Raw genomic sequence first — 25,388 nt, forward strand, 5'->3', positions numbered from 1 at the left:
CGGGGCTCAGCGCTTCCAGACGCCGAGGCGCTCGGTGCGGGCATGGTCCTCGGCCGCCACGAGGTCGGGCGTGGCCTCGGGGGAGGCGCGGCCGCCGCCGTTGAACAGCACCACCTCGGAGAGGTCGCGCCCCTCCACCTGGCACAGCACGTTCTGGCTTCCGGTCACGGGCTGACAGGCGACCGTGCGGCCAGCGAGGTACCTCGTCAGCTCGTCGGCCTGCCCGCCCCGCACCCACTCGACGCCGAACAGGTGCACGAGCTTGCCGGCGACCCGGAGCGTGGCGGTGTCGATCACCTCGGCCTGGCCGCTGATCTCGTTCGGGTTGGCGGGCGGGCCGGGCGCCGGCTCGGCCGGCGCCTTCTCGACCTCGGCCGGCTGGGCGGGCGGGGACTTCGCGTCCGGCCCGGGCTCGGTCCGGGCGGTGACGGCGGGCGTCTTCGGAGGCGGCGCGGCGGGCTCGCGCTCGATCGTCACGAGGGCGGCGGCCGCCACCGCGAGCACGACGGCGGCGATGCCGCCGTAGAGCCAGCGGCGGTGGAGGCCGTCGTCGCGGTCGCGTCCGAGCCCGGACACGCCCTCGCGCAGGCGCCCGGCCCGGGCCCGCAGGGCGGCGGCGAAGGTTACGCCTGGGCCCGCGGCGGGCTCCGCGGCCCCGGCCCCGGCGAGCGTCGGCCGGCTCCGCAGGCGCCCGGCGAGGCCGCTGCGCAGGTCCGCCAACCGTCCGGCCACCGAGGTCGCCAGCGCCCGGCCGCGCGCGGCCGATTCCGCCGCGAGCGATCTGGCCAGCACCGACTGCGTCTCGACGAAGCGGGCCGTGGCGGCGCGCATCTCGGAGGGCGCCGCGTCCGGGGTGCCGGGCTCGGGCGCGGCCTGCGCGGCCGCCCGCGCGCTCCGCTTGACCGGGACGGGCTCGGGCTCCGGCGACGGCTCGGGGGGCAGGAACAGGGCGGGGTGACGCACCTGCAGCTCGGCGACGAGCTCGGCGAGCGTGAGGAAGACGGGCTCATCCGCGGGCTCGCCGGCCTCCGGCGGGCGCAGGCGCGGCGCCCCGTTCCGGTCGACGACCCGGTAGCCGGGCTCCTCGGCGAGGGGCTCGGTCGCGGCCTCCGCGAGGAGCTGCAGGGTGCGCAGGGCCACGGGCCGGGGCCCGCGCTCCTCGATCGCGGCCCGGATGCGGGCGCGCAGCCGCTCGCGCTCGTCGGCCGTCGGCACGCTCGCGGCGGTCTCGGGCACCCTGCGCTCGTCCAAGGGCTCTGCCTCTCCCGACAATGTCATCGGACGGATCTAGGTCTCCTGCCGCGACCTGTCACACGGCTCGCGGATGCGGTTGCGGGTCGGGGCCTGATTAGAGCATGACGCGGGGAAGGGGAATCCGGCTCTCCGGAAACATCATGCGATCATAGGGGGATAGAGCGGGCTGCCGCGTCCGCTTGATGGAAGCCCGCTCTCGGCGCTGCGCGCGGGTCTCGCCAGCGCCCCGACCGCGCCGTCCCGGCGTAGGACGCGGCTGCGCTCGGACACGATCACGGGCCGCCCCCCGGCGAAGCTCAGCTCCAGCGCCAGCTCGGACACACCCTGCGAGCGGGCGCCCGTGGCCGGGTTCCCGGCCCGGAAATCGAACACCGCGTAGACCATGCAGGTGGCGAGCGCCGCGTTGCAGGCGGTGCGGGTGGTGCCGGGCTGCACCGCGTAGCGGCGCTCGGGCCAGCGCCGGACGAAGCGGCGCTTCTCGGCCATGATGGCGGCCAGCGACAGGGTGCGGCCGTGGAACCGCACCCGCTCGGCATAGAGGCTGGGCGTCGAGCCGACCATGACGTCGCCGGGCGCCGAGACGCTGTCGAGATAATCGTCGACGAAGCGCTGCGCGGCGCCCGCCCAGTCGGCCACGCGGCCCTCCGCCTGCCGCGGCGCCATCGGCGCGGGCGTGGGAACAGGCGCGGGCGTGTCGGCGAGCCGCCGGGGCGCGCGGTGCAGGCCGCGCGCGCGGCGCTCCTGCCGGGCGGCCGCGCGGGAGGGGCGGCTCCGCTCCGCCCTGCGGCGGGGTGGCGCCGCGGCCTCGTCCGCCTCCGGAGCCTCCGGCGCAGCGGCCTGCGGGGGCGCGGCCTCGCGCGGAGGATTCACATTGCGCGGCGCCTTCACGTCGCGCGGCGGCCTGGCCTCGCGCGGCGCGGCGTCCGGGACCGCCGCGCGGGCCGGCGGGTCGACCCATCCCGGCCCGGACTGGGCGCTCGCCCCGCCCGCGGCGAGAAGAGCGCAGAGGAGGGACGCGGCGGACACGGAGACGAGGGACAGGCGCATGCAGATCACCGGTTCGCGGCCGACGGGAGGCGGGTCCGCCCGGCCGGATTGCCTCGGCCGGCCGGTCTGAAACGTCCGCCCGGGTGGCGTGGGTTCCATGCGGGCGCGCCGCCCCTCTCCCGATGGCATGCCACGCGCCCTGCGCCCGCGGCAAGGCTCGGGCGCGTCCGTGCCCGCAATCCAACGGCCCCGCCGCAGCCCGTCCGCGGCGGGTCGGATCCGCCTTGCCCGCGGCGCGGGGGCAACGCGGATTTGACCTGGCACCGGGATTTGATCTGGCGCCGGGATTTGATCTGGCGCCGGGCTTGAGATCGCGCGGGCAGCTCCCAAGTTCGGGACTATCCGGGTCCGGGCCCCTCTGGCGGTCGAGGCGTCGACCGTGATGTCGGACCCCTTCCCTGCCTTTGCGCTGACGCGGCGCGAACGCAACGGAGGGTCCCGACCCTTGCCCGTCATCCCGGCCTACGCCCCCCGCTTGCCTTGCTGCGCGCGTCCCTCGGCGCGTCCCTTCGCGGGAGCCGGGCGATGAGCGGCTCGCCGGCGCCCCGCCGGGCGCTCCTCCTCGTCAACCCGAAGGCCCGCAACGGGAGCGTCTCCCTCGATGCCGTCCGCGACATCCTGCGGCGGGGCGGGATCGAGCCGGTCGAGCCGCCGGAGGACCCCGACTGCACCGCCGTGATCAGGCGGCACGCGCCCGGCGTCGACCTCGTCGTCCTGGGCGGCGGCGACGGCACCCTGAACGCCGCCGCGCCCGCCCTCGTCGAGACGAGGCTCCCGCTCGGCATCCTGCCCCTGGGCACCGCGAACGACCTCGCCCGCTCCCTCGGCCTGCCGCTCGATCCGCTCGCCGCCGCCCGCCTCATCACCACCGCGGAGGCCCGGCCGGCCGATCTCGGCTGGGTCAACGGCCACTACTACTTCAACGTCGCCAGCATCGGCTTCTCGGCCGAGCTCGCCGGCGACCTCACGGCCGAATCGAAGAAGACCTGGGGGGTCCTGGGCTACGCCATCGCGGCGGTGCGGGTGCTGCGCCGGGTGCGGCCCTTCACGGTCACGATCGAGCATGACGGCACCACCGAGAAGGTCGTCACCATCCAGGCCTCGGTCGGCAACGGGCGCCATTACGGCGGCGGCATGACGGTGGAGGAGGGGGCCACCGTCGACGACGGCAAGCTCGACTTCTACAGCCTGGAGGTCGCCCATTGGTGGCGGCTCATCGCCCTACTGCCGGCGCTGCGGCGCGGCACCCACGGGCGCTCGCAGGACGTGCGCGCCTTCAAGACCACCGAGATCCGGCTGACGACGCGCAAGCCCCGGCCGGTCAACACCGACGGCGAGCTGACGACGCACACGCCCGCCCATTTCAAGGTCGTCCCCGAGGCGGTCCGGATCTTCTCGCCCGACCGGGCGAGCCGGCCGGACCGCCAGGGCGCGGGCGGCCTGCTTCCCCTCTGAATCCCCTCACACGTCGAGTCCCGCCCCGTGGATCACTTCCTTCAGCTCGCCGCCGACCCGACCGTCTGGGCCGCGCTCGCCACCCTCATCGTCATGGAGGTGGTGCTCGGGATCGACAACCTGATCTTCATCTCGATCCTGACGAACAAGCTGCCGCCCGAGCAGCGGCAGAAGGCCCGCCGCATCGGCATCGGGCTGGCGCTGTTCCTGCGGCTGGCGCTGCTCGGCACCGTCGCCTTCATCGTGCACCTCACCGAGCCCGTCTTCGAGATCCTGGGCAAGGGCATCTCCTGGCGCGACATGATCCTGATCGGCGGCGGCCTGTTCCTGCTCTGGAAGGCCACCAAGGAGATCCACGAGAGCGTCGATCCGGCCCCTCACGAGGCGAAGGGCTCCGGCGCGGGCCTCGGCTTCGCGGCGGCGATCGGGCAGATCCTCCTGCTCGACCTCGTCTTCTCCATCGACAGCATCATCACGGCGGTGGGCATGACCGAGCACGTGCCCGTCATGATGATCGCCGTCGTCGTCGCCGTGACCGTGATGCTGGTGGCCGCCGACCCGCTCTCGCGCTTCATCGCGGCGAACCCCACGGTGGTGATGCTGGCGCTCGGCTTCCTCATCATGATCGGCATGACGCTGATCGCGGAGGGCTTCGGGGCGCACGTGCCGAAGGGCTACATCTACACCGCCATGGCCTTCTCGGCGGCGGTGGAGGGCCTCAACATGCTGGCCCGCCGCCGCAGGCAAGCCAAGGCCGGCGCCAAGCCGGATACCAGGCCGGGCAACGGGCCGGCCAAGCCCGTGCCGGTGCAGCGCCGGGCGAAGGCGTGAGGCCGCGTCCGGGCCGCCCTCGACGCGGGTCCGGCGCCGTCTCCGGCACGGGCAGGGGACCCGCGCGGTCCGATCGACGTCGAGCCGCGCACTGGCCCCGCTTACCCGTGGGCCCCCTCACCAGCGATAGATCAGGCTGCCGATCACGGTCGCGGGAGCGCCCCGGTAGCAGAAGCCCGCCTGGCAGTTGGTGTAGTCGCGGTCGAAGATGTTGAAGGCGTTCACCTGGGCGCGGAAGCCCTGGTACTTCGGGTCGATCGCGGCGAAGTCGTAGGCGATGAGCGCGTCGAAGAGGGTCACGGTCGGGTTGCGCACCGTGTTCTCGTCGTCGGCGAAGCTCGGGCCCGCGAAGCGGATGCCGCCGCCCAGCGTCAGCCCGGACAGGAGGGAGGATGGCGGGAACAGGTAGGTGGCGAATGCCTTGAAGCTGTCTCCCGGAATGCCGGAGAGATAGTTGCCGTCGATCGGCTGGCCCGTGACCAGCGAGGTCTGGCGCAGGAAGCGGAAGTCGAGATGTGTATAGGCCAGCGTGAGGTTCGTGCCCGGCCCGAAATTCGCGATCGCCTCCATCTCGAAGCCCCGGGAATTCACCACGCCGGTCGCCACGACGTTGGCGAGGTTGTTCGGGTCCTGTCGCAGGATGCTGGACTGCGTGATGTCGAAGCCGGCGATCGCCGCCGTGATGTTCGTGCCCGGGACGGCGTACTTGACGCCGGCCTCGATCTGATCGCCGGTCGCGGGCCGGAAGGGGCGCCCCTTCACGTCCGCGCCGACCTGCGGCGTGAAGGTCGTCGCGTAGCTGGCATACGGCACCAGACCGGGCGCCAGCAGGTAGTTCAGGCCGACGCGGCCCGTGAAGGCGGTGTCGGTCTTGGTCGAGGCCGCGCCGAGCGCCCCCGGAGCGCCGCTGGCCGAGGTCTGCGAAACCCAGTCGTGCCGCCCGGTGAGCGTCAGCACGAAGCGGTCCCACTTCGCCTGTTCCTGCAGGTAGAGCCCGATCTGGTCCTGAGCCTGGCGCGTGGCGCTCGTCAGGGCTGGCCGCGGGATGAACTGGCGACCGTAGTTCAGTGTCGCGATGTCGAGGTCGGGGGCGGTGCCGAAGCCGCCGACGCGGTTCCAATCGTAGTGCTGATAATCGACGCCGCCGAGCAGGGTGTGGACGATCGGGCCGGTCACGACGTGGCCCTCGAGTTGGTTGTCGAGGGCGACCGAGCCGAGATCCTCGATGAACAGGCCGGTGGAGCGCTGCGCCGTCAGCCCGGTGACCGAGTCGATCTGGGTGTAGGGGAAGTCGCCGTTGACGCCGTAGTAGCGGAGGTTCTGGCGGAAGATCAGCTCCGGCGAGAAGGCGTGCTCGAAGGCGTAGCCGACACGATACTGCTGCTGCGTGAAGGCGTTGAACGCCGCATCCCCCTGGTAGAGGCGCGACACGCGAAATCCCGGGGCGTTGTAGAACGCCGAGGTGCCCGGCAGCGTCGCGTTCTGGAACTCGGTGAGCAGCGTGACGGTGGTGTCGGCCGACGGCTTCCAGGTGAAGGCCGGCGCGATGTTGATCCGGTCGTCGGTCGCGCCGGGCAGGAACGTATCGGACCGGCGCACGATGCCGGTGAGGCGGTAGGCCATGGTGCCGTTCGATCCCTCGATCGGCCCGCCGAGATCGAAATTGCCCTGGTAGCGGTCGTAGTTTCCCGCCTGGAACCAGGCTTCGCCGAAGTGGGTGAAGACCGGGCGCTTCGTTGTCACGTCCACGATGCCGCCCGGGGAGCCTAGCCCGTAGAGACCGGATGCCGGACCGCGCAGGATGGTCACGGCCTCCGTCCCGTAGGGCTCGATCCGGGGCACCGCGAGGCCGACCGCGGCCTGGCGCAGGCCGTCGCGGAAGACGCCGTCATAGGTGGCGGAAAAGCCGCGGATGTAGAAGGCGTCGAAGCGGGGATCGAAGCCGAACACGTCCGTGGAGGTGCCCGGCGCGTAGGCGAGCGCCTCGTTGAGCGTCTGCACGTTGCGGTCGTTGAGCTGCTCGCGCGTCACCACCGTGACCGATTGCGGCGTCTCGATCAGCGGCGTGTTGGTCTTGGTGGCCGTCGGGCTGACCCTGGCCGTGTAGCCGACCACCCCGCTCGGGCCGCCCCCGCCCCCGCTGGTGGCGCTGCCGTTGCGGATGCCGGGCCTGGCGGGCGCCGTGCCCTCCACCGAGAGCTGGTCGAGGCTCACGCTGGCATCCTGGGCCCGCACCCCGTCCGCCGCGAGCGCCAACGGCAGGATTGCGATCGAGGCCGCGAAGCGACAGGCAAGCTGATTCATGATGAGACCCTTGGCGGACATCTGGTGCGCCCGAGTCTCACCTTTGCCGCGACAAGCTTTGCCGTTCAAGATCAGTTGATGAATTTAAACCTATACTTAAAATAACTTCAAACTGGGCGACGGAGACTGGCTGCAATGCCTCCGCTGGTCGTCCCGCGCTCGATCGCGGCGAGCCCGCGCCGGAGGGCGTGCTGCCCGGGCGCGCCTGGCACGGGGCCCTGGACAACATGAAATCCCGGTTTCCGGCGGCACGCGCTCGACTCCGGGGCCGGGATGGGAGAGGAAGCGGGGCACCCGTCCCCGGCCGGCGCGGCGCGCCCGCGAACGGTTAACCGCGCCTTAGGCCGATGGCGGTCTGTTCAGGCATTGCCCGCCGCCACGGACCCGACATGCTGCGCGAGATCGTCCTCGACACCGAGACCACCGGCACCGATGCCAGGGGCGGCGACCGCCTGATCGAGATCGGCTGCGTCGAGCTCCTCAACCACATCCAGACGGGCAAGAGCTTCCACCGCTACGTCAACCCGCAGCGGGCGGTCTCCGAGGGCGCCTTCGCGGTGCATGGCCTGTCGGACGCGTTCCTCGCCGACAAGCCGGTCTTCGCCGAGGTGGTGGACGCCTTCCGGGATTTCTGCGGCGACGCCCGGCTCGTGATCCACAACGCGCCCTTCGACGTCGGCTTCCTGAATGCCGAGTTCGCCCGGCTCGGGGCGGCGGCCCCGCCGGCGATCGACCTCGAGGCGGTGGTCGACACCCTCCTGATGGCGCGGCGCAAGCATCCGGGCGCCGCCAACAACCTCGACGCCCTGTGCGCGCGCTACGGCATCGACACCGCCCGGCGCACCAAGCACGGCGCGCTCCTCGACGCGCAGATCCTCGCCGAGGTCTATGTCGAGCTGCTCGGCGGCAAGCAGACGAGCCTCGGCCTCGCGGCGGTCGAGGCCGATGCGGCCGGCGCGCTCGCCCTGCCGGGATCGTCCGATCCCGTCGCGATCGGGCCACGCAGCGTCCGCGCGCGCCTCACGCCGGGGGAGCGGGCCCGCCACGAGGCCTTCCTCGGCACGCTCGGGGCGAACGCGATCTGGCGCGAGTATATCGGCGAGGACGGCACCGCCTGAGGGAGCATCCCGGCCCTCCTCAGCCGATCTGCATGCGGGTCCGGGACCCGAGCCGGGCCAGCAGGCGCACCAGGTCCGGCCGCGCCAGGGCGACGCAGCCCTCCGTCGGCCCGTAGCCCGGCCGCGCGACGTGCAGGAAGATGGCGGAGCCGCGGCCCCGCCGGATCGGGCCGCGGTTGTAGTCGAGGTCGATGACGAGGTCGTAGAGGCCGTCGCCGCGCCACATCGCCTCCGCGCTCACGCCGGGGGCCGGCAGCGTGATCGGACGGTTGTAGCGGCGGTCGCGCGGGTCGTCGCACCAGCCGTCCCGCGGGCGCGTCGCGCGCAAGGGGAGGGCCGTGCGCGGGCGGGCTCCGAACAGGTCCGGCCGGTAGGCGCCCCCGCGCAGCCGGAAGGCGCCCCGCGGCGAGGCGCCGTCGCCCTCGCGCTTGGCGCGGGTCAGGCCCGAGCGGCCGAGCGCGCAGGGGATCGCGGAGGGCCCCGCCAGGACCTGGCCGCGCCGCCGGTCGCCGACGAGGGGGCGCACCCGCAGGATGGTGAGCGTGGTTCGTTTCATCGGGATGTCGCGATCCGGTCGGAGGGGGCGTGCGCGGCGCGGCGGGCGCGAAAATCCTGTATCATTGCGCGCAAGCCAATTCCCAGGCATGAAATCCGTATTACTTTGGCGCGTATGCCCGGATCGCGGAGCGTCAGTCTCGACGAGCCCGAGGCCGGGGCGCCGCCCGCGCCCTCCCCGCGCGGGGCCAGCCTGAAATCCCGGTTTCCGGGCGTGTGTGCCTTGTTTGAGAGTCCCGCGGACGATGTCGAATCCCCATCGCCTCCTCATCTGCGACGATGACGCCACGTTGCGCGAGACGCTGACGGAGCAGCTCGATCTCTACGACGAGTTCATCGTGGTGAGCGATCCCGATGCCGGCACGGCGATCAACCGCGTCGCCGAGGAGCGGGTCGACCTCGCCGTGATGGATCTCGGGCTGCCGGACATGGACGGGCGCGAGGCGGTGCGGATCATGCGCCGGAACGGCTTCCGCGGCCCCGTCATCCTGCTCACCGCCCAGGATTCCGAGGAGGACACGGTCGAGGGCCTGGAGGCGGGCGCCAACGACTACGTCACCAAGCCCTTCAAGTTCGCGGTGCTGCTCGCGCGCATCCGCGCGCATCTGCGCCAGCACGAGGCGAGCGAGGACGCGATCTTCCAGATCGGCCCTTACACCTTCCGGCCGGGCGCCAAGCTCCTCGTCGGCGAGCGCGGCTCGAAGCTGAAGCTCACCGAGAAGGAGACCGCGATCCTGCGCTTCCTCTACCGGGCGGGCCGCGAGGTGGTCGGGCGCGACACGCTGCTCGCCGAGGTCTGGGGCTACAACGCCCACGTCACGACCCACACCCTCGAGACCCATATCTACCGCCTGCGCCAGAAGATCGAGCCGAACCCGGCCACGGCCGCGATCCTCGTCACCGAGGGCGGCGGCTACAAGCTGCTTCCCTGACGCCCGCGCTTCCGGCTCGGTGCCGGCGCCGGGCTTCGGCTCGATCATGCTGCGTTCCGACCGAATCGGTCAAAACGCAGAAAACATGATCGATTCAATAAGTTAGACCATGCTTTGAGCGAAAGCCGTTGCCACTTTCTCGCAGCATGCTCTAAGGATCGCCCCGGATACCGCCGGATGCGGGGCAGGGGCTTCAGGGCTTGGCGCTCGACGACGACATCGCGATCCTCGCCGCCGCCCCGCTGTTCGGGCTGATGAGCCGCGACGCGCTCCGCCTCCTCACCTTCGCGGCCGAGCGGCGCAGCCTCGCGGCGGGCGACCTCCTGTTCGCCCGCGGAGAGCGGGCCGACGGCGGCTTCGTGGTCCTGTCCGGCACGATCGAGGTGAGCCCGCGGGTGTCGGGCGGCAGCGCCGTGGCCGCGGGCCCCTCCGCGCTGATCGGCCGGCTCGCCCTGTTCCTGCGCGGCGAGCGCCCCTCGGATGCCCGCGCCGCCGCGCCCGCCGAGGTGATGCGCATCACCCCGGCCCTGATGCGGCGCGTGCTGGAGGAATTCCCGGACGCCGCCGCGGCGATCCACGACACGCTCGCGGACGACCTGGCGGGGCTGACGCGCGGGCTCGGCCGGGTGCGGGCGCAGCTCGACGGCGTCTGAGGGACGGGGCGGCGCCCTCAGGTGACAGGCCGGGTCCGCTTTTGTAAGCACGGGCTCGCCGCGGCCCCGCGGAAACGACCCCGACGGATCAACCGATGTCCCACGCCGATCTCGCCACCACCATCGAAGCCGCCTGGGAGGACCGCGTCGGCATCGACACCGGCACCCGCGGCCGCGTGCGCGAGGCGGTCGACGAGGCCCTGGACCTGCTCGATTCCGGCCGCGCCCGCGTCGCCGAGAAGGCCGACGGCGCCTGGCAGGTGAACCAGTGGCTCAAGAAGGCGGTGCTGCTCTCCTTCCGCCTCAACGACATGGCGCCGATCGCGGGCGGCCCCGGCGGCGCGCCCTGGTGGGACAAGGTGCCCTCGAAGTTCGAGGGCTGGGGCGAGGACGCGTTCCGGCAGGCGGGCTTCCGGGCTGTGCCCGGCTGCTTCGTGCGCCGCGGCTCCTTCATCGCGCCGGGCGCGGTGCTGATGCCCTCCTTCATCAATCTCGGCGCCCATGTCGGCAAGGGCACCATGGTCGACACCTGGGTGACGATCGGCTCCTGCGCGCAGGTCGGCGAGAACTGCCACATCTCCGGCGGCGCCGGCATCGCGGGCGTGCTGGAGCCGCTCCAGGCCAACCCCGTCATCATCGAGGACAATTGCTTCATCGGCGCCCGCGCCGAGGTGGCCGAGGGCGTGATCATCGGCGAGGGCAGCGTGCTCTCGATGGGCGTCTATATCGGCGCCTCGACCAAGATCGTGGACCGCACCACCGGCGAGGTCATGTACGGGCGCGTGCCGCCCTACTCGGTGGTCGTCTCCGGCACCATGCCCGGCAAGGCCCTGCCCGACGGCTCGGCCGGGCCGGGCCTCTACTGCGCCGTCATCGTCAAGCGCGTCGATGCCGGCACCCGCGCCAAGACCGGCATCAACGAGCTCCTGCGGACCTGAGGGCCGGGCGCGCGGCGCGTCGTCGGGCGACGTGTCGCGCGCCCGGACGCGCCCGAAACGCGCTACATGTCGCCGGATGGCGGGACCGCGGATCGGTCCGGTCCGCCGCCGAGGGGGGAGAGCCATGGTCGAGCCGGCGCACGCCACCCGCACCCTGAGCCTCGACGTCGCGGGCCGGCGGGTCCCGACGCCCTGCGACGTGGTCGGCCACGGGCCGGAGGCGCTGCTGCTGCCGGCCCTGTCGTCGATCTCGGCCCGCTCCGAGATGCGGGCGCTCGCCAAGGATCTCGGCCACGATTACCGCTGCCTCGTGCCGGACTGGCCGGGCTTCGGCGACCAGCCGCGGGCGCGCCTGCCGCTCAACCCGGGAACGCTCCACGCCTTCCTCGACGCGCTGCTCGCCGCCGCGCCCGGCCCCTACGCGCTCGGGATCGCGGCCGGCCACGCGGCGGGCTACCTCGTGGTCGCCGCCCGCAAGGAGCCGCGGCGCTTTTCCCGGCTCGTCCTGATCGCCCCGACCTGGCGGGGGCCGCTGCCCACCATGATGGGCCCCGAGCGGCGCGGCCTGTTCCGGGCCCTGCGCCGCACCATCGAGTCGCCGTTCCTCGGCGACGTGCTCTACCGCATCAACATCAGCCCGCCGGTGATCGGGCGGATGATGCGCGCCCACGTCTACGCCGATCCCGCCCACGTCACGCCCGGCGTGATCGCCGACAAGCACGCGATCACCCGCCAGCCCGGCGGACGCTTCGGCACCGCGGCCTTCGTCACCGGCGGCCTCGACCCGGTCGAGACCCGCGAGGATTTCCTCGACCTCTTCACCGGCGCCCTGCCGCCGATCCGGGTGCTGCGGCCCGAGCGCGCGCCGCGCCGCTCGGGCGCCGAGATGGACGCGCTCGTGGCCACCGGCCGCGTCGCCCGGGCGACGATTCCGGGGGCGCTCAGCCCGCACGAGGAATATGCCGGCGAGGTCGCGGCCGCGATCCGGGCGGCCGCCTGACCGATCACAGCCGTGTCGCACGCCGCGCGTAGAGCGTGGCACCCTCGCCCGAAGGCCCGAGACCGAGATGCACCGCCCGTTCCCGACCCGCGCCCTCCTGGCCCAGATCCTGCTCCACGCCGTCCTCTGCGCCGGCCCCGCCGGGGCTGCCCCCGCGGCCGAGCGGCAGGGTGGCGGGCCGGGCAGCCAGGAGAGGGCGGGCACCCAGGAGAAGGCGGGCACCCAGGAGAAGGCGGGCACCCAGAAATCCGCGCCCTCGGTCGGCGCCGACCCGATCAAGCCGGACCAGCCGGCGCACAAGCCCTATCTCACCGACGCGACGATGCCGGACACGACCCTGATCCTGCCGCCACCGCCTCCGAGCCACTCGGCGGCCGAGGCCGCCGACCGCGTCGCCTACAACAACACCCGGGCGCTCAAGGGCAGCCCGCGCTGGGACCTCGCCACGGCCGACGTGGCGGAAGGGGCCGCGGCGATCCTCGACAATTTCGCCTGCGTGCTCGGCAGCCGCCTCGAGCAGGCCCGCGTGCCCGCCCTGATCAACCTCCTGGAGCGCGCCCGCCTCGACATCGCCCGCGCCACCCGCGACCCCAAGGTGCATTACCGGCGCCTGCGCCCCTTCATCGGCAACGAGGCGCCGATCTGCGTGCAACGCTCGCAGGCGCTCGCCGACAGCTTCAGCTACCCGTCCGGCCACGCGACCCAGGGCTGGGCCTACGCGCTGATCATGGCGAGCCTCGTGCCCGAGAAGGCGACCGGCATCCTCCTGCGCGGCCGCTCCTACGGCGAGAGCCGGGTGGTCTGCGGCGTGCACTGGCTGAGCGACGTCGAGGCCGGCCGCACCAACGGCGCCGCGATCGTGGCCGCCCTGCAGGGCGATCCGGGCTTCCGGGCGGACCTCGAGCGCGCCCGCCAGGAGCTCGCCCGGACGCTCGCCGGCGGCGGCAGCCCGCCCGACCAGGCGACCTGCGCCCGCGAGGAGGCTGCCGCGAAGGAGCCGGTGCTCTGATCCGGCATCCGCGCGGCTGACCTCCCCGGCGTCCCGACGGGCCCGGCCGAGGACCGGCCTCCGACCCGCGCCCTCATCCTGAGGCGCGAAGCGGAGCGGAGCCTCGAAGGAGGCTTCCAGGACCCGCAATGCCCTCTGGAGCCCTCCTTCGAGGCCGCTGACGCGGCGCCTCAGGATGAGGAGGGAGGATGGGACGAAGGGAGCTGCCGGCTCCGCGCCGATGGCCGCTTCGCCAGATCCTGCAGGCGGGCCCAATCCCCTCGGATCAGGGCTTCCTTCTTGGCCCGGCTCCAGCCCTTGATGCGCCGCTCGGAGGCGATCGCGTCGGTGATCCGCTCGAAATCCTCGGCATAGACCAGCGTGACGGGGCGCCGCCGGCTGGTGTAGCCCGGGTAGGTGCCGCTCTGATGCTCGCCAAGGCGTTTATCGAGGCTCTGCCCGCGGGCCGATCCGACGTCGTAGCTGCCGTCTGCGCAGCGCAGGATGTAGACGAAGGCGTTCATGGCTGGCAGCCTCGGCGCCGAGCCAGGATGGGCGGAGCCGCAGGCCCGAGCAAGTGAACTCGGTGTGAGCCGATCCATGGGCGAGCCTTCCACCGGGCATCTCAGGACGCGGGTGGGCGGGACGGAGATCCAGGCGGCCCCCCGAGCGTCGCGATGATCCGCGCCACCTCCCCTTGCGCGTGCGCGAAGCCGAGGCCCGTGTCGATCACGAAGTCGGCGCGGGCGCGCTTCTCGGCATCGGGCATCTGCTTGGCGAGGATCGCCGCGAAGGCGGTCTCGTCCAGGCCGGGGCGGGCCAGCACCCGGGCGCGCTGCACCTCGGGCGGCGCGGTGACGACCAGGACCGCGTCGCAGCGCCCCTCGCCGCCCGTCTCGTAGAGGAGCGGGATGTCGAGGAGAACGAGCGGCTCGCGGGCGTGGCGGGCGAGGAAGTCGCGGCTCTCCGCCTGGACGAGGGGATGCACGATGGCTTCGAGCCGCGCGAGGCGCTCCGGGGCCCCGAGCACGGCCGCGCGCAGCGCCGCCCGGTCGACGGCGCCGTCAGGCGAGAGCGTGCCGGGGAAGGCCCGCCCGATCGCCTCGGCCGCCGCCCCGCCCGGCCCGTACAGGGCATGCACCGCCGCGTCCGCGTCGTGGACCGGCACGCCGGCCTGCGCGAACATCCGGGCGGTGGCCGACTTGCCCATGCCGATCGAGCCCGTGAGCCCGAGCACGAAGGAACGCCCCTCCGGCCGCGCCAGGGTCCGCGTCATCGCGGCGCGATGTCCGCGACGAGGCGGGCGCGCAGGGCCTCGCTGACCCGCGGCCGGACCCCGAACCACGCCGCGAAGCCCGGCACCGCCTGATGCAGCAGCATGCCGAGCCCGTCGACCGCCGCGAGGCCGCGCGCCCGCGCGGCGGCGAGGAGCGGCGTCTCGAGCGGAACGTAGACGATGTCGGCGACCGCCGCCTGCCCGGGCAGGCCCGCGATGTCGAGGTCGAGCGGCGGCTGGCCCGCCATGCCGAGCGCGGTCGTGTTCACGAGGAGCCCGGTCTCGGGCAGCCATCTCGCGAGATCCTCCCACGCGATCGCGCGGGCCTGCGCCGGCTCCAGCGCCGCCAGGGCCTCCGCCCGGGCCGGCGTGCGGTTGGCGACGAGGATCCGGGCGACGCCCCGCTCGGCGAGGCCCACCACGACGGCGCGGGCCGCGCCGCCCGCCCCGAGCACGAGGGCGGTGCCCCCGGTCGCGCGCGGCCAGTCGGCCCCGAGGCTCTGGTCGAGATGGGCGATGAAGCCCGGCGCGTCGGTGTTGTCGCCGAGGATCCGGCCGTCGGCGCCGACGACCAGCGTGTTGACGGCGCCGATCTTCGCGGCCCGCGGCGAGAGCGCGTCCGCCAGCCGGCAGGCCGCCTCCTTGTGGGGGATCGTGACGTTGCCGCCGGCAAACCCCGATCCCGGCAGGCCGCTGACGAAGTCCGGGAAGGCCTCGGGCGCCACGTCGATCCGCTCGTAGCTGCCCGCGATGCCGTGCTCGGCGAGCCAGTGCCCGTGGATCAGCGGCGAGCGCGAATGGGCGATCGGGTGCCCGACCACGAAGGCTCGCGTCACGGTCCCCTTGCTCATGCGAACTCCGATCCATCGCTTCGCGACGGCGGCCTTCGCCGTCTCTCGGATGCCGCGCGGGCTCGCGCGATACGGGACCCGGCCCGGCCTGCCGGCCCCCGTATCACGCGCTGCACGCCCGGGCGATCAGGCAGGGCGGGCCGCCCGCCTCCTCGATCTGCAGCGTCGTATGGGCGATCCCGAAGCGGCCGCGCAGCTCCGCCGCGACCTCGAGGAGAAATCCGTTGCCGGGATGACCCTGCGCCATCACGAGATGCGCCGTGAGCGCGACCTCGGTGGTGCTCATCGGCCAGATGTGGAGGTCGTGCAGGTCCGACACGCCGGGCCGCCCGCGCAGGTAGAGCCGGACCTGCTCCGGCTCGATGCCGGGGGGAACCGCCGCGAGCGACATCGCCACGCTGTCGCGCAGCAGCCCCCAGGTCGCCCAGACGATGAGGCCCGCGATGACGAGGCCGACGAGCGGGTCGATCCGGTCGAACCCGGTCATCCAGATGACGAGGCCCGCCAGCACCACCCCAGCCGAGACCGCCGCATCCGCCGCCATGTGCAGGAAGGCGCCCCGGATGTTGATGTCGCCCTCGGCGCCCGAGGCGAAGAGCCAGGCGGTGAGGCCGTTCACCAGGATGCCGATCCCGGCGACCGCCATCACGGTGAGGCCCGCGACCGGCTCCGGATGGACGAGGCGCACCAGCGCCTCCCACAGGATCGCGCCCGTGGCGACGAGCAGGAACACCGCGTTGAACAGGGCGGCCAGGATCGAGGAGGCGCGCAGCCCGTAGGTGAAGCGGGGCGTGGCCCTGCGCCTCACCAGGACCGAGGCGATCCAGGCGACGAGGAGGCCGAGCACGTCCAGGAGGTTGTGCCCGGCATCGGCCACCAGCGACATCGATTGGCTGGCGAAACCGTAGCCCGCCTCGACCAGGACGAAGGCGGTGTTGAGCCCGATGCCGATCGCGAAGGCCCTGCCGAAGCTTGCGGGCGCGTGCACGTGGCCCGGCGCATGACCCGACGTATGGCCGTGCCCGCCGTGACCGTGGCCGTGGTGATGCCCGTGGTGGTCGGGCCCGGCATGATCCTGCGCGGGATGGTCGTGGTGCTGGTCGACAGGGCCGGTCACGTCCGCCGCCTTCTGGTTCGGTATCGCGGGATCAGAGCCGCAGGAGCCCCCGCGCGCGCAGCCGCGCGAGCAGCGCCAGCAGCGGCAGGCCGAGGATGGTGGAATGCTCGCCCGCGACGCCGGCGAAGAGGTGGATGCCGAGCCCCTCGAGCTGGTAGGCGCCGACGCTCGCGGTGACGCGGGTCTCGCCGGCGAGCTCCACATAGGCCGCGATCTGCCCGGCATCGAGAGGCCGGAGCGTGAGATGGGCGGTCTCGACGAAGCTCTCGGCGACGCGGCCCCCCGCGGCGATCGCGACGCCCGAATGCAGCGCGTGCGTGCGCCCGGCCAGACGCGCCAGATGCGCGCGGGCCGCCGCGGCGTCGGCGGGCTTGTGGAAGACCTCGCCGCCGAGGTCGAGCACCTGGTCGGCCCCGATCACGATCCGGTCCGGGTGGCGGCTCGCCACCGCCGCCGCCTTGGCCTCGGCGAGCCGCCGCGCGAGGTCGGGGGGTGCGAGCCCCGCGCCGGCGGCCTCGACCGCCCGCTCGTCGATGCCGGGCGCCGCCGTCTCGAGGGGGAGCGCCGCGCCCTCCAGGAGGACGCGGCGCGTCGGGCTCGTCGAGGCGAGGAGGAGCGGCGCGTCGGGAATCCAGGGGGTCGGCACGGGGCGATGCATCGGCCCAATGTCACCGATCGGGGCCGGCCCGCAAGCCGGCTTCAGGCGGCGCGGGCCCGGCCCGCCGCCCGATCCGGCCCCGCATCGGCCGCGAGCGCCGCGCAGGATCCGCTCGCCTCGGCGGCGACGAGCCGCTCGTGGACATCGGGCCAGCGGTGATTCGAGCGGATCACGGGCAGGCGATCCTTTTCGACCACGCGGCGAGCCTGAGCGAGGTCATGCAATTCCAGCGGGAACCCGCCGCGGCCGCCCGCCGGGACCGCCCGCGCCAATGCGAGATCGGGCCGCTTCCCGCGACGGTATTTCATGGTTTGTTCCAAGGCCGCACGCCTCCCCGGCTTCGGGCCGGACGAGTGTGCCGGCCCGGATGCGGCCTCGGGATGACCGCCGTCCGATCAAGCTCTCGCGAGCGTGCCCGCTCCCTAGACGGCGATGAACTTGAGCCGGTGCTCGCGGTACAGGTCCAGGATCGCGGCCGCCGTCTCCTCGATCGAGCGCCGGGTCACGTCGATCGTCGGCCAGCGGTGCTTGGCGCAGAGCCGGCGCGAGGACGCCACCTCGTCGGCCACCGCGTCGCGGTCGACGTAGAGGGAGGAATCGCCGGCATTCAGGCTGAGCAGCCGGTTCTGCCGGATCTGGACGATGCGCTCGGGGCTCGCCAGCAGCCCGACGACGAGGGGCCGGCGCACGGTCTCGAGCGCCGGCGGCAGCGGCATGGCTGGCACCAGCGGGATGTTGGTGGTCTTGAGGCCGCGATTGGCGAGGTAGATCGAGGTCGGCGTCTTCGAGGTGCGGCTGACGCCCACCAGGATCACGTCGGCCTCCTCCAGATCGTCGGGCAGGTTGCCGTCATCGTGCGCCAGGGTGAAGTTCATGGCGTCGATGCGCTTGAAATACTCCGCGTTGAGCATGTGCTGGGCGCCCGGTCGGGCCGTCGTCTGCGCCCCGAGATAGGATTGCAGCAGGGCGTGGACCGGCTGCAGCACCGAGAGGCAGGGCGATCCCGTCTCGCGGCAGGCGGCCTCGAGGCGCTCGACGAGCTCGTGCCCGACGAGCGTGTAGAGGACGAGCCCCGGTGCCGCCTCGATTTCCGAGATCACTCGCTCCAGCTGCGGCCCCGAGCGCACCAGCGGATAGACGTGCTCGATCGCCGACACGCCCTCGTACTGGGCAGCGGCCGCGCGGCCGACATTGATCAGCGTCTCGCCCGTCGAGTCCGAGACGAGGTGGAGATGGAAGTAGCTGCGGCTCATCCGGTCTCAAAGCTCCTCCGGCCGCGGAGGAGAGACCCGGATCGGGCCTTGTCCACCGCGGACCATCAGGGGAGTCGACGATTGTGGATAAGGCGCCCCGGCCGCAGGGTCCAGCGCAGCCGAGCCGGGCGCGATCGACTCCGCCGTCAACAGGACGTCATAACGGTGCTGCGGGACTCGCCGCGCATGGGAGAATCCGGGACATGCGGAGGCCGCGCGACGGTAGACCCCGCGCAAGCCGCTGGCGAGGCTGTCCTATCGCGGACATTAGATCGGATCTGTTAAAGCCCTCTTAACGGCAGGGCGGCGGGGACGGCCTGTGGACGCCGTTGCGATCCCGCGATCCAGCCGCCAAGAGAAAAAACAGAGTCCTAGAATCTCTCTTCTTTGAAGAGGGCCGCCGTGGGGACGGCAACGCCGCGCTCCACCACGTTCGGGCTCAAGGGGTTTTCGGCAGCAACGCCGTCGTGCGGAGCGCATGGGCGGAGAGGGGAGAGGGCATGGCCCAGGCTGATCAGGCGGACCGCAAGGTCCTGCGCGTTCTCTCGGGCGAGGCTCTGTCGCCTCCGCCGGCCTGGCTGATGCGCCAGGCCGGGCGCTACCTTCCCGAATATCGGGAGACCCGCGCGGAAGCCGGTTCCTTCCTCGACCTCTGCTACAGCCCGGACCTCGCCGTCGAGGTCACCCTGCAGCCGATCCGCCGGTTCGGCTTCGAGGCCTCGATCCTGTTCTCGGACATCCTCGTCGTGCCGCACGCGCTCGGGCAGGACGTGCGCTTCGTCGAGGGCGAGGGCCCGCGGCTCGATCCGCTCGCGGGCCGGCCCGAATTCGAGCGGCTGCGCGCGGCCGACGATCCGGCCATCTTCACCCATCTGGAGCCGGTCTTCGAGACGGTGCGGCGGCTGCGGCGGGAATTGCCGCCCGAGACGACTCTGCTGGGCTTCTGCGGCGCGCCCTGGACGGTCGCGAGCTACATGATCGGCGGGCGCGGCACGCCGGACCTCGCACCCGCCCGCGCACTCGCCGAGAGCGACCCAGCGCTCGTCGACGCGCTGATCGATCGCCTCGTCGCGGTCCAGATCGAGTACCTCGTGCGCCAGCTCGAGGCGGGGGCCGATGCCGTGCAGATCTTCGAGTCCCACGCGGGCACGCTGCCGAAGGCATCGGCTCCGATCGGCGCGGTCGAGCCGGTCGGGGACGGCGCCGAGAGCGCTCCGAGGGAGACCGGAGAGGCGGATGCGCTCAGCCGCTGGTCCTTCCGGCCGATCGCCCGGATGATCGCGGGGATCCACGCGCGAGTGCCGGGTGCGAAGATCATCGTGTTCGCGCGGGGCTCGGGTCTCGACGGGCATGCCCGCGTCGTCGCCGAGACCGGTGCGGACGCCGTCGGCGTCGACTGGGCGGTCGATCTCGCCGCCCTGCGCGCCCGCTTGCCGGCGAGCACCGTGACACAGGGCAACCTGCATCCCGATATCCTGATCGAGGGCGGCCCCGCCCTCGACGCCGCGGTCGATGCCGTGCTCGAGGCGACGCGCGGCCTGCCGCATATCTTCAATCTCGGCCACGGCATCACCCCGCAGACGCCGATCCCGCACGTGGAGCGGATGCTGGCGCGTCTCCGGGGATGCTGAGCCGATGCTCTATGACTGGATCAAGGCAGGGCACCTCATAGCGCTGATCGCCTGGATGGCGGCGATGCTCTACCTGCCGAGGCTGTTCGTCTATCATGCCTCGCTCACACCCGGGCCGGCCGCCTCGGCACAGTCCGAGACGTTCAAGGTGATGGAGCGGCGCCTCCTCAAGGCGATCATGACGCCGGCCATGATCGCTACCTGGATCTTCGGCCTGACCCTCTCCTATCTGAGCGGGTTCTACGCCGCGGGCTGGCTGCAGGCGAAGTTCGTGCTGGTGTTGATCCTGTCGGGGATGCACGGGGCGTTCGCCCGCATGGTCAAGGACTTCGCGGCGGACCGGAACACCCGGTCGCCGAGATTCTACCGCGTGATCAACGAGGTGCCGACCGTTCTGATGATCGTCATCGTGATCCTCGCGGCCGTGAAGCCCGCTTTCCGCTGAGGCTGTCATCCCGGATCCTGTCGCGGCGGGATCCGGGAGCGGACCGACTTGCTGCGCCGGCGGTTTCGGGCGAGCCTCGCGGCCTTGCACCGAGCAAGGGTTGGAACGCCGATGCCGACGCGCTGGACAGTGCCGACCGCCCTCGTGTTCGCGGCCCTGGGAGCCGGTCCGGCCCGGGCCGCGAGCTTCCCGTGCGAAAAGGCCGAAGCGCCCGATGAGCAGGCCGTCTGCGCGAACCGTTCGCTCAACGACCTCGACGTCGAGATGGCGGTCAGGTTCGAGATCCTGAAGGACCTGCTGCCGATGGGCGGCCGCGGCAAGCTGCGGGACGACCAGGAGGCGTGGCTCGCCGAGCGGCGCGCCTGCGGGGCCGACGCGGCGTGCCTGTGTCAAGCCTACGAGGCGCGGCTCAAGGTTCTGCGCGCCGTCTTCTCGGAATTCGCGAAGCAGGGCCCGCAATAGCGCCCGTCGAGGCTCCTGCCAGTCCTTCAGAGCCGCGCGAGCAGGCGCTCGGCGAGCGGGTTCTCCGCCGAGAACGCGTAGTCGATGCGGCGCACGGTGACGGCGCGCGCGCCCGCGCGCACCAGGGCGTCGGAGAGGTCGAACACGCCGTCGGCCGGGCAGCGCAGCACGATCTCGCCGTCCGGGCTTCGCGGCGCGCCGTAAGGCAGTTCGGCCTCGTGCAGGCCTGCCAGGGTCGCCAGGTCGATCTCACCGTCTTCCGGCAGGGCGGCGCGCACCTCCCGGGTCGTGCGGGCGCGCTCCTCGGCGGCGATGCGGCCGAGCACGGCCCAAAGGGCCTCGCGCTGGCGCTCGCCCCAGGACGCCTTGAGCGAAGCGACGAGATTGGCCTCCGAGCGCAGGATGACGCCGTCGTCGAGGATCTTGAGCGCGTTCGCCGCGAGCGTCGCCCCCGTCGTCGTGATGTCGACGATGATCTCGGCCGAGCCGGCCGCCGGCGCGCCCTCGGTGGCGCCCAAGCTCTCGACGATGCGGTAGTCGGCGACGCCCTTCTCGGCGAAGAAGCGGCGGGTCAGGTTCACGTACTTGGTGGCGATGCGCAGGCGCCGGCCCTGGTGCGCCCGCATCCCAGCCGCGACCTCGTCGAGGTCGTCCATGGCGCGCACGTCGATCCAGGCCTGCGGCACAGCGACCACCACCGTCGCCTGGCCGAAGCCGAGGGGCGTTAGCAGCTCGACCTGGTCCTGCCCATCGGGCAGCGTCTCCCGGATCAGATCCTCGCCCGTGATACCGAGATGGGCCGCCCCGGAGGCGAGATGGCTCGCGATCTCGGAGGCCGAGAGGTAGCGCACCTCGACATTCGGCACGCCGACGAGCCTGCCCCGGTAGTCGCGCGCGCCCGCGCCCTGTGCGAGCTTGAGACCGGCCCGGGCGAAGAAGGCGCTGGCATTCTCCTGCAGGCGCCCCTTCGAGGGTACGGCGAGCACCAGGGGGCCGTTGCTCGGACTGGATGCCGTCATGGGACGCGCCTCACTCGCCACGGGTTTCGTCCGCCCGGCCCATCCGGTTGAGCCAGAAGGCGCAGCCGACCGCGGGCAGCGGAGCCGGGCTGCCGAGATGAGTGAGCAGACCATCGTAGCGGCCGCCGCCCACCAGAACGTGCGCGCCGGCGCCACCGGTGGTCACCTCGAAGATGAAGCCCGTGTAGTAGTCGAGGTTGCGCACGAAGCCGCCCGAGTAGGCGAAGCGCTCGACGGGAAGGCCGCGCGCCGCCATGAAGCCGGTGCGCTCCTCGAAGAGGTTCAATGCCGCCTCGAATGGCTGATGCCGGAGTCCCGCGTCCCGCGCGAGCTCGCGCAGTGAGCGGGCGGCCGCGTCCGGTTCTCCCGCGATCGCGCGGTAGCGGTCTATGACGGCGCGGTTCTCGGCGTTGAGCCCCGTGCCCCCTTGCGCCTGCGCGGTTGCCCTGGCGAGGAAGCGCTCGGCGATCTCGCCCGCGCTGCGCCCCCCGACCCGCGAGATCCCGGCGATCGAGAGCACGTCCTCCACGAAGGCGCGCACGCCCTTCGGATCCTGACCCTGGATCGCCGCGAGCAGGCCCGCGTGCGGCTCCTCGGACGCGGGCGCGTTCGTCACCCCGTCGAGGGAGCGGCCGGCGGCGAGCGCCCGCAGAGTGCGGCGCTTGGCGGCCGGCGGCACCGCGAGCCCGTCGAGGAGCGCCACCGTCAGACCCATGTCGCCGAGGCGCACCCGCACGTCCGTGCGGTCGAACAGGGTGAGTCCTTCGAGGGCGAGACCGAGCACCTCGGCGTCGGCGGCCGGCGTGTCGGCGCGGCCGATCGATTCGATGCCGGCCTGCAGGAACTCGTCCGGCTCGTCGCCGGCGAGGCGGAAGACGGGTCCGAGATAGCTGTAATCGGCACTCCGGCCGTCGGCCCGGGAGCGGTGGAGGCGGCAGACGGGGATGGTGAATTCGGGCCGCAGGCACAGCTCGGTGCCGGCCTCGTCCTGGGTGACGAAGATGCGCCGGCGGATATCCTCGCCGGAGAGTTCGAGGAACGGCTCCACGGGCTGGAGCACGGGCGGCGACACGAGGCCGTAGCCGGCTTCCTCGAAGTGTCGAGCGAGCCGCGCCTGCGCGTCGGTGCCCGCGCTGGGGCTGCCTGGCTCGGGTAGCATCATGGGTCCACTCGCCCTGTTCTGGCGGCTGTCTAGCAACCTGCTGGCCCGTTGGCGACCGCGCCCGGCCGGTATGATTGCGGATGAGGGCTCCGGCGCGGTCCCGCGCGTTTCGGAACAAACCCTGTACGTCCGGTCCTAGAGCGCGTCCGCCGCGAAGTGCCGCGCCAGCACCGCGCGGACGCGCTCGACCATCTCGGCCTCCGGCACCGAGAACTGGGCCGGCCGGGCGGCCTTCCACTCGGCGTTGCTGGCGATGCTCTCGGCGGCCCTGGCGCCCTCGATCAGGTCCTTGATCTGGACCTCGCCGGCCTCGCGCTCGTTCGAGCCCTGGATGATCGCCACCGGCGCGCGACGGCGGTCGGCGTACTTCATCTGCGCCTTCATGCCCGCGCCGCCGAGATAGAGCTCGGCCCGGATCCCGGCCGTGCGCAGCTGCGCCACGAGGCGCTGGTAATCGGCGATGCACTCGCGGTCGAGCACCAGCACGACGACGGGGCCGGGCTCGCGCGCGCCCTCGAGGAGCGGACTCCTGACGAGCTGCAGCGCCGAGAACAGGCGCGAGACGCCGATCGAGAAGCCGGTGGCGGGGACGGGCTCGGGCCGGAAGCGCCCGACGAGGCCGTCGTAGCGCCCGCCGCCCGCCACCGAGCCGAAGCGCACGACCTGACCGTCCTCGTTGGTGACGGGAAACGTCAGCTCCGCCTCGTAGACGGGGCCCGTGTAGTATTCGAGGCCCCGCACCACGCTCGGGTCCGCCCGGATCTGGTCGTGGCCGTAGCCGGCGGCCGCGCAGAGCCGCATGATCGCGTGCAGCTCCGCGATGCCCTCGCGCCCCGTCTCGGACTCGCCGACGACGTCGCTCCAGGAGCGGAAGAACTGCTCCCAGAAATGCACGCGGTCGCCGCCGCCGCTGGGGGAGGCCTGGAACGAGACGTAGGCGAGGATGCGCTCGATCGCGGCCTCGTCGAGCCCCGCGCCCCTCGTGAAGTCGCCGCTCTCGTCGCGGCGGCCGGGGCCGAGCAGCAGGCGCACCCCGTCGGGTCCGAGCCGGTCGAGCTTGTCGATGGCGCGCAGCACGGTGAGGCGGCGCCCGGCCTGCTCCTCGCCCGAGAGGCCGATCGCCTCCATGACGCCGTCGAGCACCTTCCGGTTGTTCACCTTGACGACGTACTGGCCCTTCAGCCCGAGCCGGTCGAGGGTGTCGGCCGCCATCATGCAGATCTCGGCATCGGCCGCGACGGAGGCGGCGCCGACGATGTCGGCGTCGAACTGCATGAACTGGCGGAAGCGGCCCGGCCCCGGCTTCTCGTTGCGGAAGACGTGGCCGGCGCGGAAGCTCCGGTAGGGCTTCGGCAGTGCGTCGAAATGCTCGGCCACGAAGCGGGCGAGCGGGGCCGTCAGGTCGTAGCGCAGCGACAGCCAGGATTCGTCGTCGTCCTGGAAGGAGAATACCCCCTCGTTCGGCCGGTCGAGATCGGGCAGGAACTTGCCGAGCGCCTCGGTGTACTCGATGAAGGGCGTCTCCAGCGCCTCGAAGCCGTAGAGCGCGAAGGTGCGGCGGATCTCCTCCAGCATCCGCCCCTGCGCGGCGATCTCGTCCTCGCGGCGATCGAGAAATCCGCGCGGCAGGCGGGGCTTCAGGGTGCCGGCCTTCTTGGCCTCGGCCTTGGACATGGGTCTTCGCTTCGTCTCGCGCTTCGAATAACCCGCCCGGCTCTATCGCGGGCGGGGGGAAGCGGCAAGCGCGCGGCCTCCTACGCGGTCAGCCTCAGCGCCATGAGGGCCGCGAGGCTCACGATCGCCAGCGGCATCTGCAGCGGGCGCAGCCGCGCGAAGAACAGGGGCGCCTCGCCTCGCCGCGCGGCGACCGGGTCGAGCACCGCGATCGCGAGATAGCCGAGGATGAGGAGGACGAGCGCCAGGGGCTCCCGGCCGAGCCACGTCGCCACGAGCGCCGCGAAGCCGAGGCAGAACAGGCCGAGCATGGTGGCGATCTGGAAGAGGGTCTCGCCGCCCTCCTGCCGGAAGGAGACGCCGCGGCGCACGCCGGAGAGGAATAGCAGGATCGCGCAGGCCCACAGCACCGTCAGGGTCGCGAGGCCCCGGCCCAGGTCCCCGCCCAGCCACCAGGCGCCGGCCGCGCCGGCGAGGAAGGGCAGCATCGGGCCGTAGCCGAGGACGATGCCGAGCCACGGCGTCTCGCGCGGCTCCCAAGCCGTGACGGTCCTGCCCGCCGCATCCTGCCGCATCGCCGCCCGCTCCGGTCCCGGGACTCGTCGGGCAACCGGCGCGGGCGTGGGGCGGTTCCGGCCTTCAGGCCGGCTGCATCGCCGCGCGGGCCTCCCGTCGGCGTGTTCGGCGTCCGGGCTCGGTTGTGGCGTCGAGCCAGACGACGAGGGCAAGCGCGATGAGGGCGGGGGCGCCGAGGGCCAGGAAGGA

Annotated in this window: 26 protein-coding genes; 11 read left to right on the top strand and 15 right to left on the bottom strand. The window is 72.7% G+C overall.

What is annotated here, in order from left to right; translation table 11 throughout:
- Positions 1-6: 6 nt before the first annotated feature.
- A complete protein-coding gene (locus WDW90_RS17300) occupies positions 7-1,251 on the bottom strand; it encodes a nuclease (protein ID WP_336488650.1) in 1,245 nt (414 codons plus the stop codon).
- Positions 1,252-1,392: 141 nt separating this feature from the next.
- Entirely contained in the window at positions 1,393-2,301 is a 909-nt protein-coding gene (locus tag WDW90_RS17305; RefSeq protein ID WP_336488651.1) for a hypothetical protein, read from the bottom strand.
- Positions 2,302-2,826: 525 nt separating this feature from the next.
- Here WDW90_RS17305 and WDW90_RS17310 point away from each other — a divergent pair.
- The gene (locus WDW90_RS17310; RefSeq protein WP_336488652.1) at positions 2,827-3,756 is read left to right on the top strand and encodes a lipid kinase; all 930 of its coding nucleotides are present in this window, start codon (positions 2,827-2,829) and stop codon (positions 3,754-3,756) included.
- Between the two features lie 27 nt (positions 3,757-3,783).
- Positions 3,784-4,587: a TerC family protein gene (locus WDW90_RS17315; protein ID WP_336488653.1), complete on the top strand. Its 804-nt coding sequence runs from the start codon at positions 3,784-3,786 to the stop codon at positions 4,585-4,587.
- A gap of 117 nt (positions 4,588-4,704) precedes the next feature.
- Here WDW90_RS17315 and WDW90_RS17320 read toward each other — a convergent pair whose 3' ends face one another.
- A complete protein-coding gene (locus WDW90_RS17320; RefSeq protein ID WP_336488654.1) occupies positions 4,705-6,912 on the bottom strand; it encodes a TonB-dependent siderophore receptor in 2,208 nt (735 codons plus the stop codon).
- A gap of 368 nt (positions 6,913-7,280) precedes the next feature.
- Here WDW90_RS17320 and dnaQ point away from each other — a divergent pair, with 368 nt between their 5' ends.
- Positions 7,281-8,009, top strand: coding sequence for a DNA polymerase III subunit epsilon (gene dnaQ / locus WDW90_RS17325; protein ID WP_336488655.1), 729 nt, complete (start codon positions 7,281-7,283; stop codon positions 8,007-8,009).
- A gap of 19 nt (positions 8,010-8,028) precedes the next feature.
- Here the strand turns inward: dnaQ and WDW90_RS17330 are convergent, their stop codons facing one another.
- Positions 8,029-8,565 carry a L,D-transpeptidase family protein gene (locus tag WDW90_RS17330; protein WP_336488656.1) on the bottom strand — a complete coding sequence of 179 codons (537 nt, stop codon included), beginning with the start codon at positions 8,563-8,565 and terminating at the stop codon, positions 8,029-8,031.
- 244 nt (positions 8,566-8,809) lie between these two features.
- Here WDW90_RS17330 and WDW90_RS17335 point away from each other — a divergent pair, with 244 nt between their 5' ends.
- The 5 genes from WDW90_RS17335 (at position 8,810) to WDW90_RS17355 (ending at position 13,096) form a co-directional block, all read left to right on the top strand.
- Positions 8,810-9,496, top strand: coding sequence for a response regulator transcription factor (locus WDW90_RS17335; protein ID WP_336488657.1), 687 nt, complete (start codon positions 8,810-8,812; stop codon positions 9,494-9,496).
- Positions 9,497-9,696: 200 nt separating this feature from the next.
- Complete coding sequence (locus tag WDW90_RS17340; protein WP_336488658.1) at positions 9,697-10,149, top strand: cyclic nucleotide-binding domain-containing protein; 453 nt, start codon at positions 9,697-9,699, stop codon at positions 10,147-10,149.
- A 95-nt stretch (positions 10,150-10,244) separates the two neighbouring features.
- A complete protein-coding gene (gene dapD / locus WDW90_RS17345) occupies positions 10,245-11,087 on the top strand; it encodes a 2,3,4,5-tetrahydropyridine-2,6-dicarboxylate N-succinyltransferase (protein ID WP_336488659.1) in 843 nt (280 codons plus the stop codon).
- 124 nt (positions 11,088-11,211) lie between these two features.
- The gene (locus WDW90_RS17350) at positions 11,212-12,087 is read left to right on the top strand and encodes an alpha/beta fold hydrolase (protein WP_336488660.1); all 876 of its coding nucleotides are present in this window, start codon (positions 11,212-11,214) and stop codon (positions 12,085-12,087) included.
- A gap of 67 nt (positions 12,088-12,154) precedes the next feature.
- Positions 12,155-13,096: an acid phosphatase gene (locus WDW90_RS17355; RefSeq protein ID WP_336488661.1), complete on the top strand. Its 942-nt coding sequence runs from the start codon at positions 12,155-12,157 to the stop codon at positions 13,094-13,096.
- A gap of 170 nt (positions 13,097-13,266) precedes the next feature.
- Here the strand turns inward: WDW90_RS17355 and WDW90_RS17360 are convergent, their stop codons facing one another.
- The 7 genes from WDW90_RS17360 to WDW90_RS17390 form a co-directional block, all read right to left on the bottom strand.
- Positions 13,267-13,599 carry a GIY-YIG nuclease family protein gene (locus tag WDW90_RS17360; RefSeq protein ID WP_336488662.1) on the bottom strand — a complete coding sequence of 111 codons (333 nt, stop codon included), beginning with the start codon at positions 13,597-13,599 and terminating at the stop codon, positions 13,267-13,269.
- Between the two features lie 101 nt (positions 13,600-13,700).
- Complete coding sequence (gene coaE / locus WDW90_RS17365; protein WP_336488663.1) at positions 13,701-14,351, bottom strand: dephospho-CoA kinase; 651 nt, start codon at positions 14,349-14,351, stop codon at positions 13,701-13,703.
- Positions 14,348-15,202 (bottom strand): shikimate dehydrogenase, encoded by an 855-nt coding sequence (locus WDW90_RS17370; RefSeq protein WP_336488664.1) that lies wholly within the window; start codon positions 15,200-15,202, stop codon positions 14,348-14,350. The genes coaE and WDW90_RS17370 overlap by 4 nt, the downstream gene beginning before the upstream one ends.
- Positions 15,203-15,305: 103 nt before the next feature.
- Entirely contained in the window at positions 15,306-16,319 is a 1,014-nt protein-coding gene (locus tag WDW90_RS17375) for a cation diffusion facilitator family transporter (protein WP_336488665.1), read from the bottom strand.
- A gap of 31 nt (positions 16,320-16,350) precedes the next feature.
- Positions 16,351-16,977 (bottom strand): Maf family nucleotide pyrophosphatase, encoded by a 627-nt coding sequence (locus WDW90_RS17380; protein WP_336488666.1) that lies wholly within the window; start codon positions 16,975-16,977, stop codon positions 16,351-16,353.
- A gap of 41 nt (positions 16,978-17,018) precedes the next feature.
- Positions 17,019-17,285, bottom strand: coding sequence for a hypothetical protein (locus tag WDW90_RS17385; RefSeq protein WP_336488667.1), 267 nt, complete (start codon positions 17,283-17,285; stop codon positions 17,019-17,021).
- A gap of 114 nt (positions 17,286-17,399) precedes the next feature.
- A complete protein-coding gene (locus tag WDW90_RS17390) occupies positions 17,400-18,230 on the bottom strand; it encodes a pyruvate, water dikinase regulatory protein (RefSeq protein WP_336488668.1) in 831 nt (276 codons plus the stop codon).
- A 500-nt stretch (positions 18,231-18,730) separates the two neighbouring features.
- Here WDW90_RS17390 and WDW90_RS17395 point away from each other — a divergent pair, with 500 nt between their 5' ends.
- The 3 genes from WDW90_RS17395 to WDW90_RS17405 all read left to right on the top strand — a co-directional run bounded on the left by WDW90_RS17395 (position 18,731) and on the right by WDW90_RS17405 (position 20,768).
- Positions 18,731-19,861, top strand: coding sequence for a uroporphyrinogen decarboxylase (locus tag WDW90_RS17395; protein ID WP_336488669.1), 1,131 nt, complete (start codon positions 18,731-18,733; stop codon positions 19,859-19,861).
- Positions 19,862-19,865: 4 nt separating this feature from the next.
- Positions 19,866-20,306, top strand: coding sequence for a protoporphyrinogen oxidase HemJ (gene hemJ, locus WDW90_RS17400; protein WP_336488670.1), 441 nt, complete (start codon positions 19,866-19,868; stop codon positions 20,304-20,306).
- A 111-nt stretch (positions 20,307-20,417) separates the two neighbouring features.
- Positions 20,418-20,768 (top strand): lysozyme inhibitor LprI family protein, encoded by a 351-nt coding sequence (locus WDW90_RS17405; RefSeq protein ID WP_336488671.1) that lies wholly within the window; start codon positions 20,418-20,420, stop codon positions 20,766-20,768.
- Positions 20,769-20,794: 26 nt separating this feature from the next.
- On the opposite strand, the gene hisG is transcribed toward WDW90_RS17405, so the two are convergent.
- From hisG to WDW90_RS17425, 4 genes are all read right to left on the bottom strand, one after another.
- On the bottom strand, positions 20,795-21,787 hold the full coding sequence (gene hisG / locus WDW90_RS17410) for an ATP phosphoribosyltransferase (RefSeq protein ID WP_336488673.1): 993 nt from the start codon (positions 21,785-21,787) through the stop codon (positions 20,795-20,797).
- Positions 21,788-21,797: 10 nt separating this feature from the next.
- Positions 21,798-22,949: an ATP phosphoribosyltransferase regulatory subunit gene (locus WDW90_RS17415; RefSeq protein WP_336488674.1), complete on the bottom strand. Its 1,152-nt coding sequence runs from the start codon at positions 22,947-22,949 to the stop codon at positions 21,798-21,800.
- 135 nt (positions 22,950-23,084) lie between these two features.
- The gene (gene hisS, locus WDW90_RS17420; RefSeq protein WP_336488676.1) at positions 23,085-24,623 is read right to left on the bottom strand and encodes a histidine--tRNA ligase; all 1,539 of its coding nucleotides are present in this window, start codon (positions 24,621-24,623) and stop codon (positions 23,085-23,087) included.
- An 80-nt stretch (positions 24,624-24,703) separates the two neighbouring features.
- Positions 24,704-25,198: a DUF3429 domain-containing protein gene (locus tag WDW90_RS17425; RefSeq protein ID WP_336488677.1), complete on the bottom strand. Its 495-nt coding sequence runs from the start codon at positions 25,196-25,198 to the stop codon at positions 24,704-24,706.
- Between the last annotated feature and the right edge of the window lie 190 nt (positions 25,199-25,388).

The sequence above is a fragment of the Methylobacterium nigriterrae genome (assembly GCF_037106235.1).
GTDB classification, from domain to species: Bacteria; Pseudomonadota; Alphaproteobacteria; order Rhizobiales; family Beijerinckiaceae; genus Methylobacterium; species Methylobacterium nigriterrae.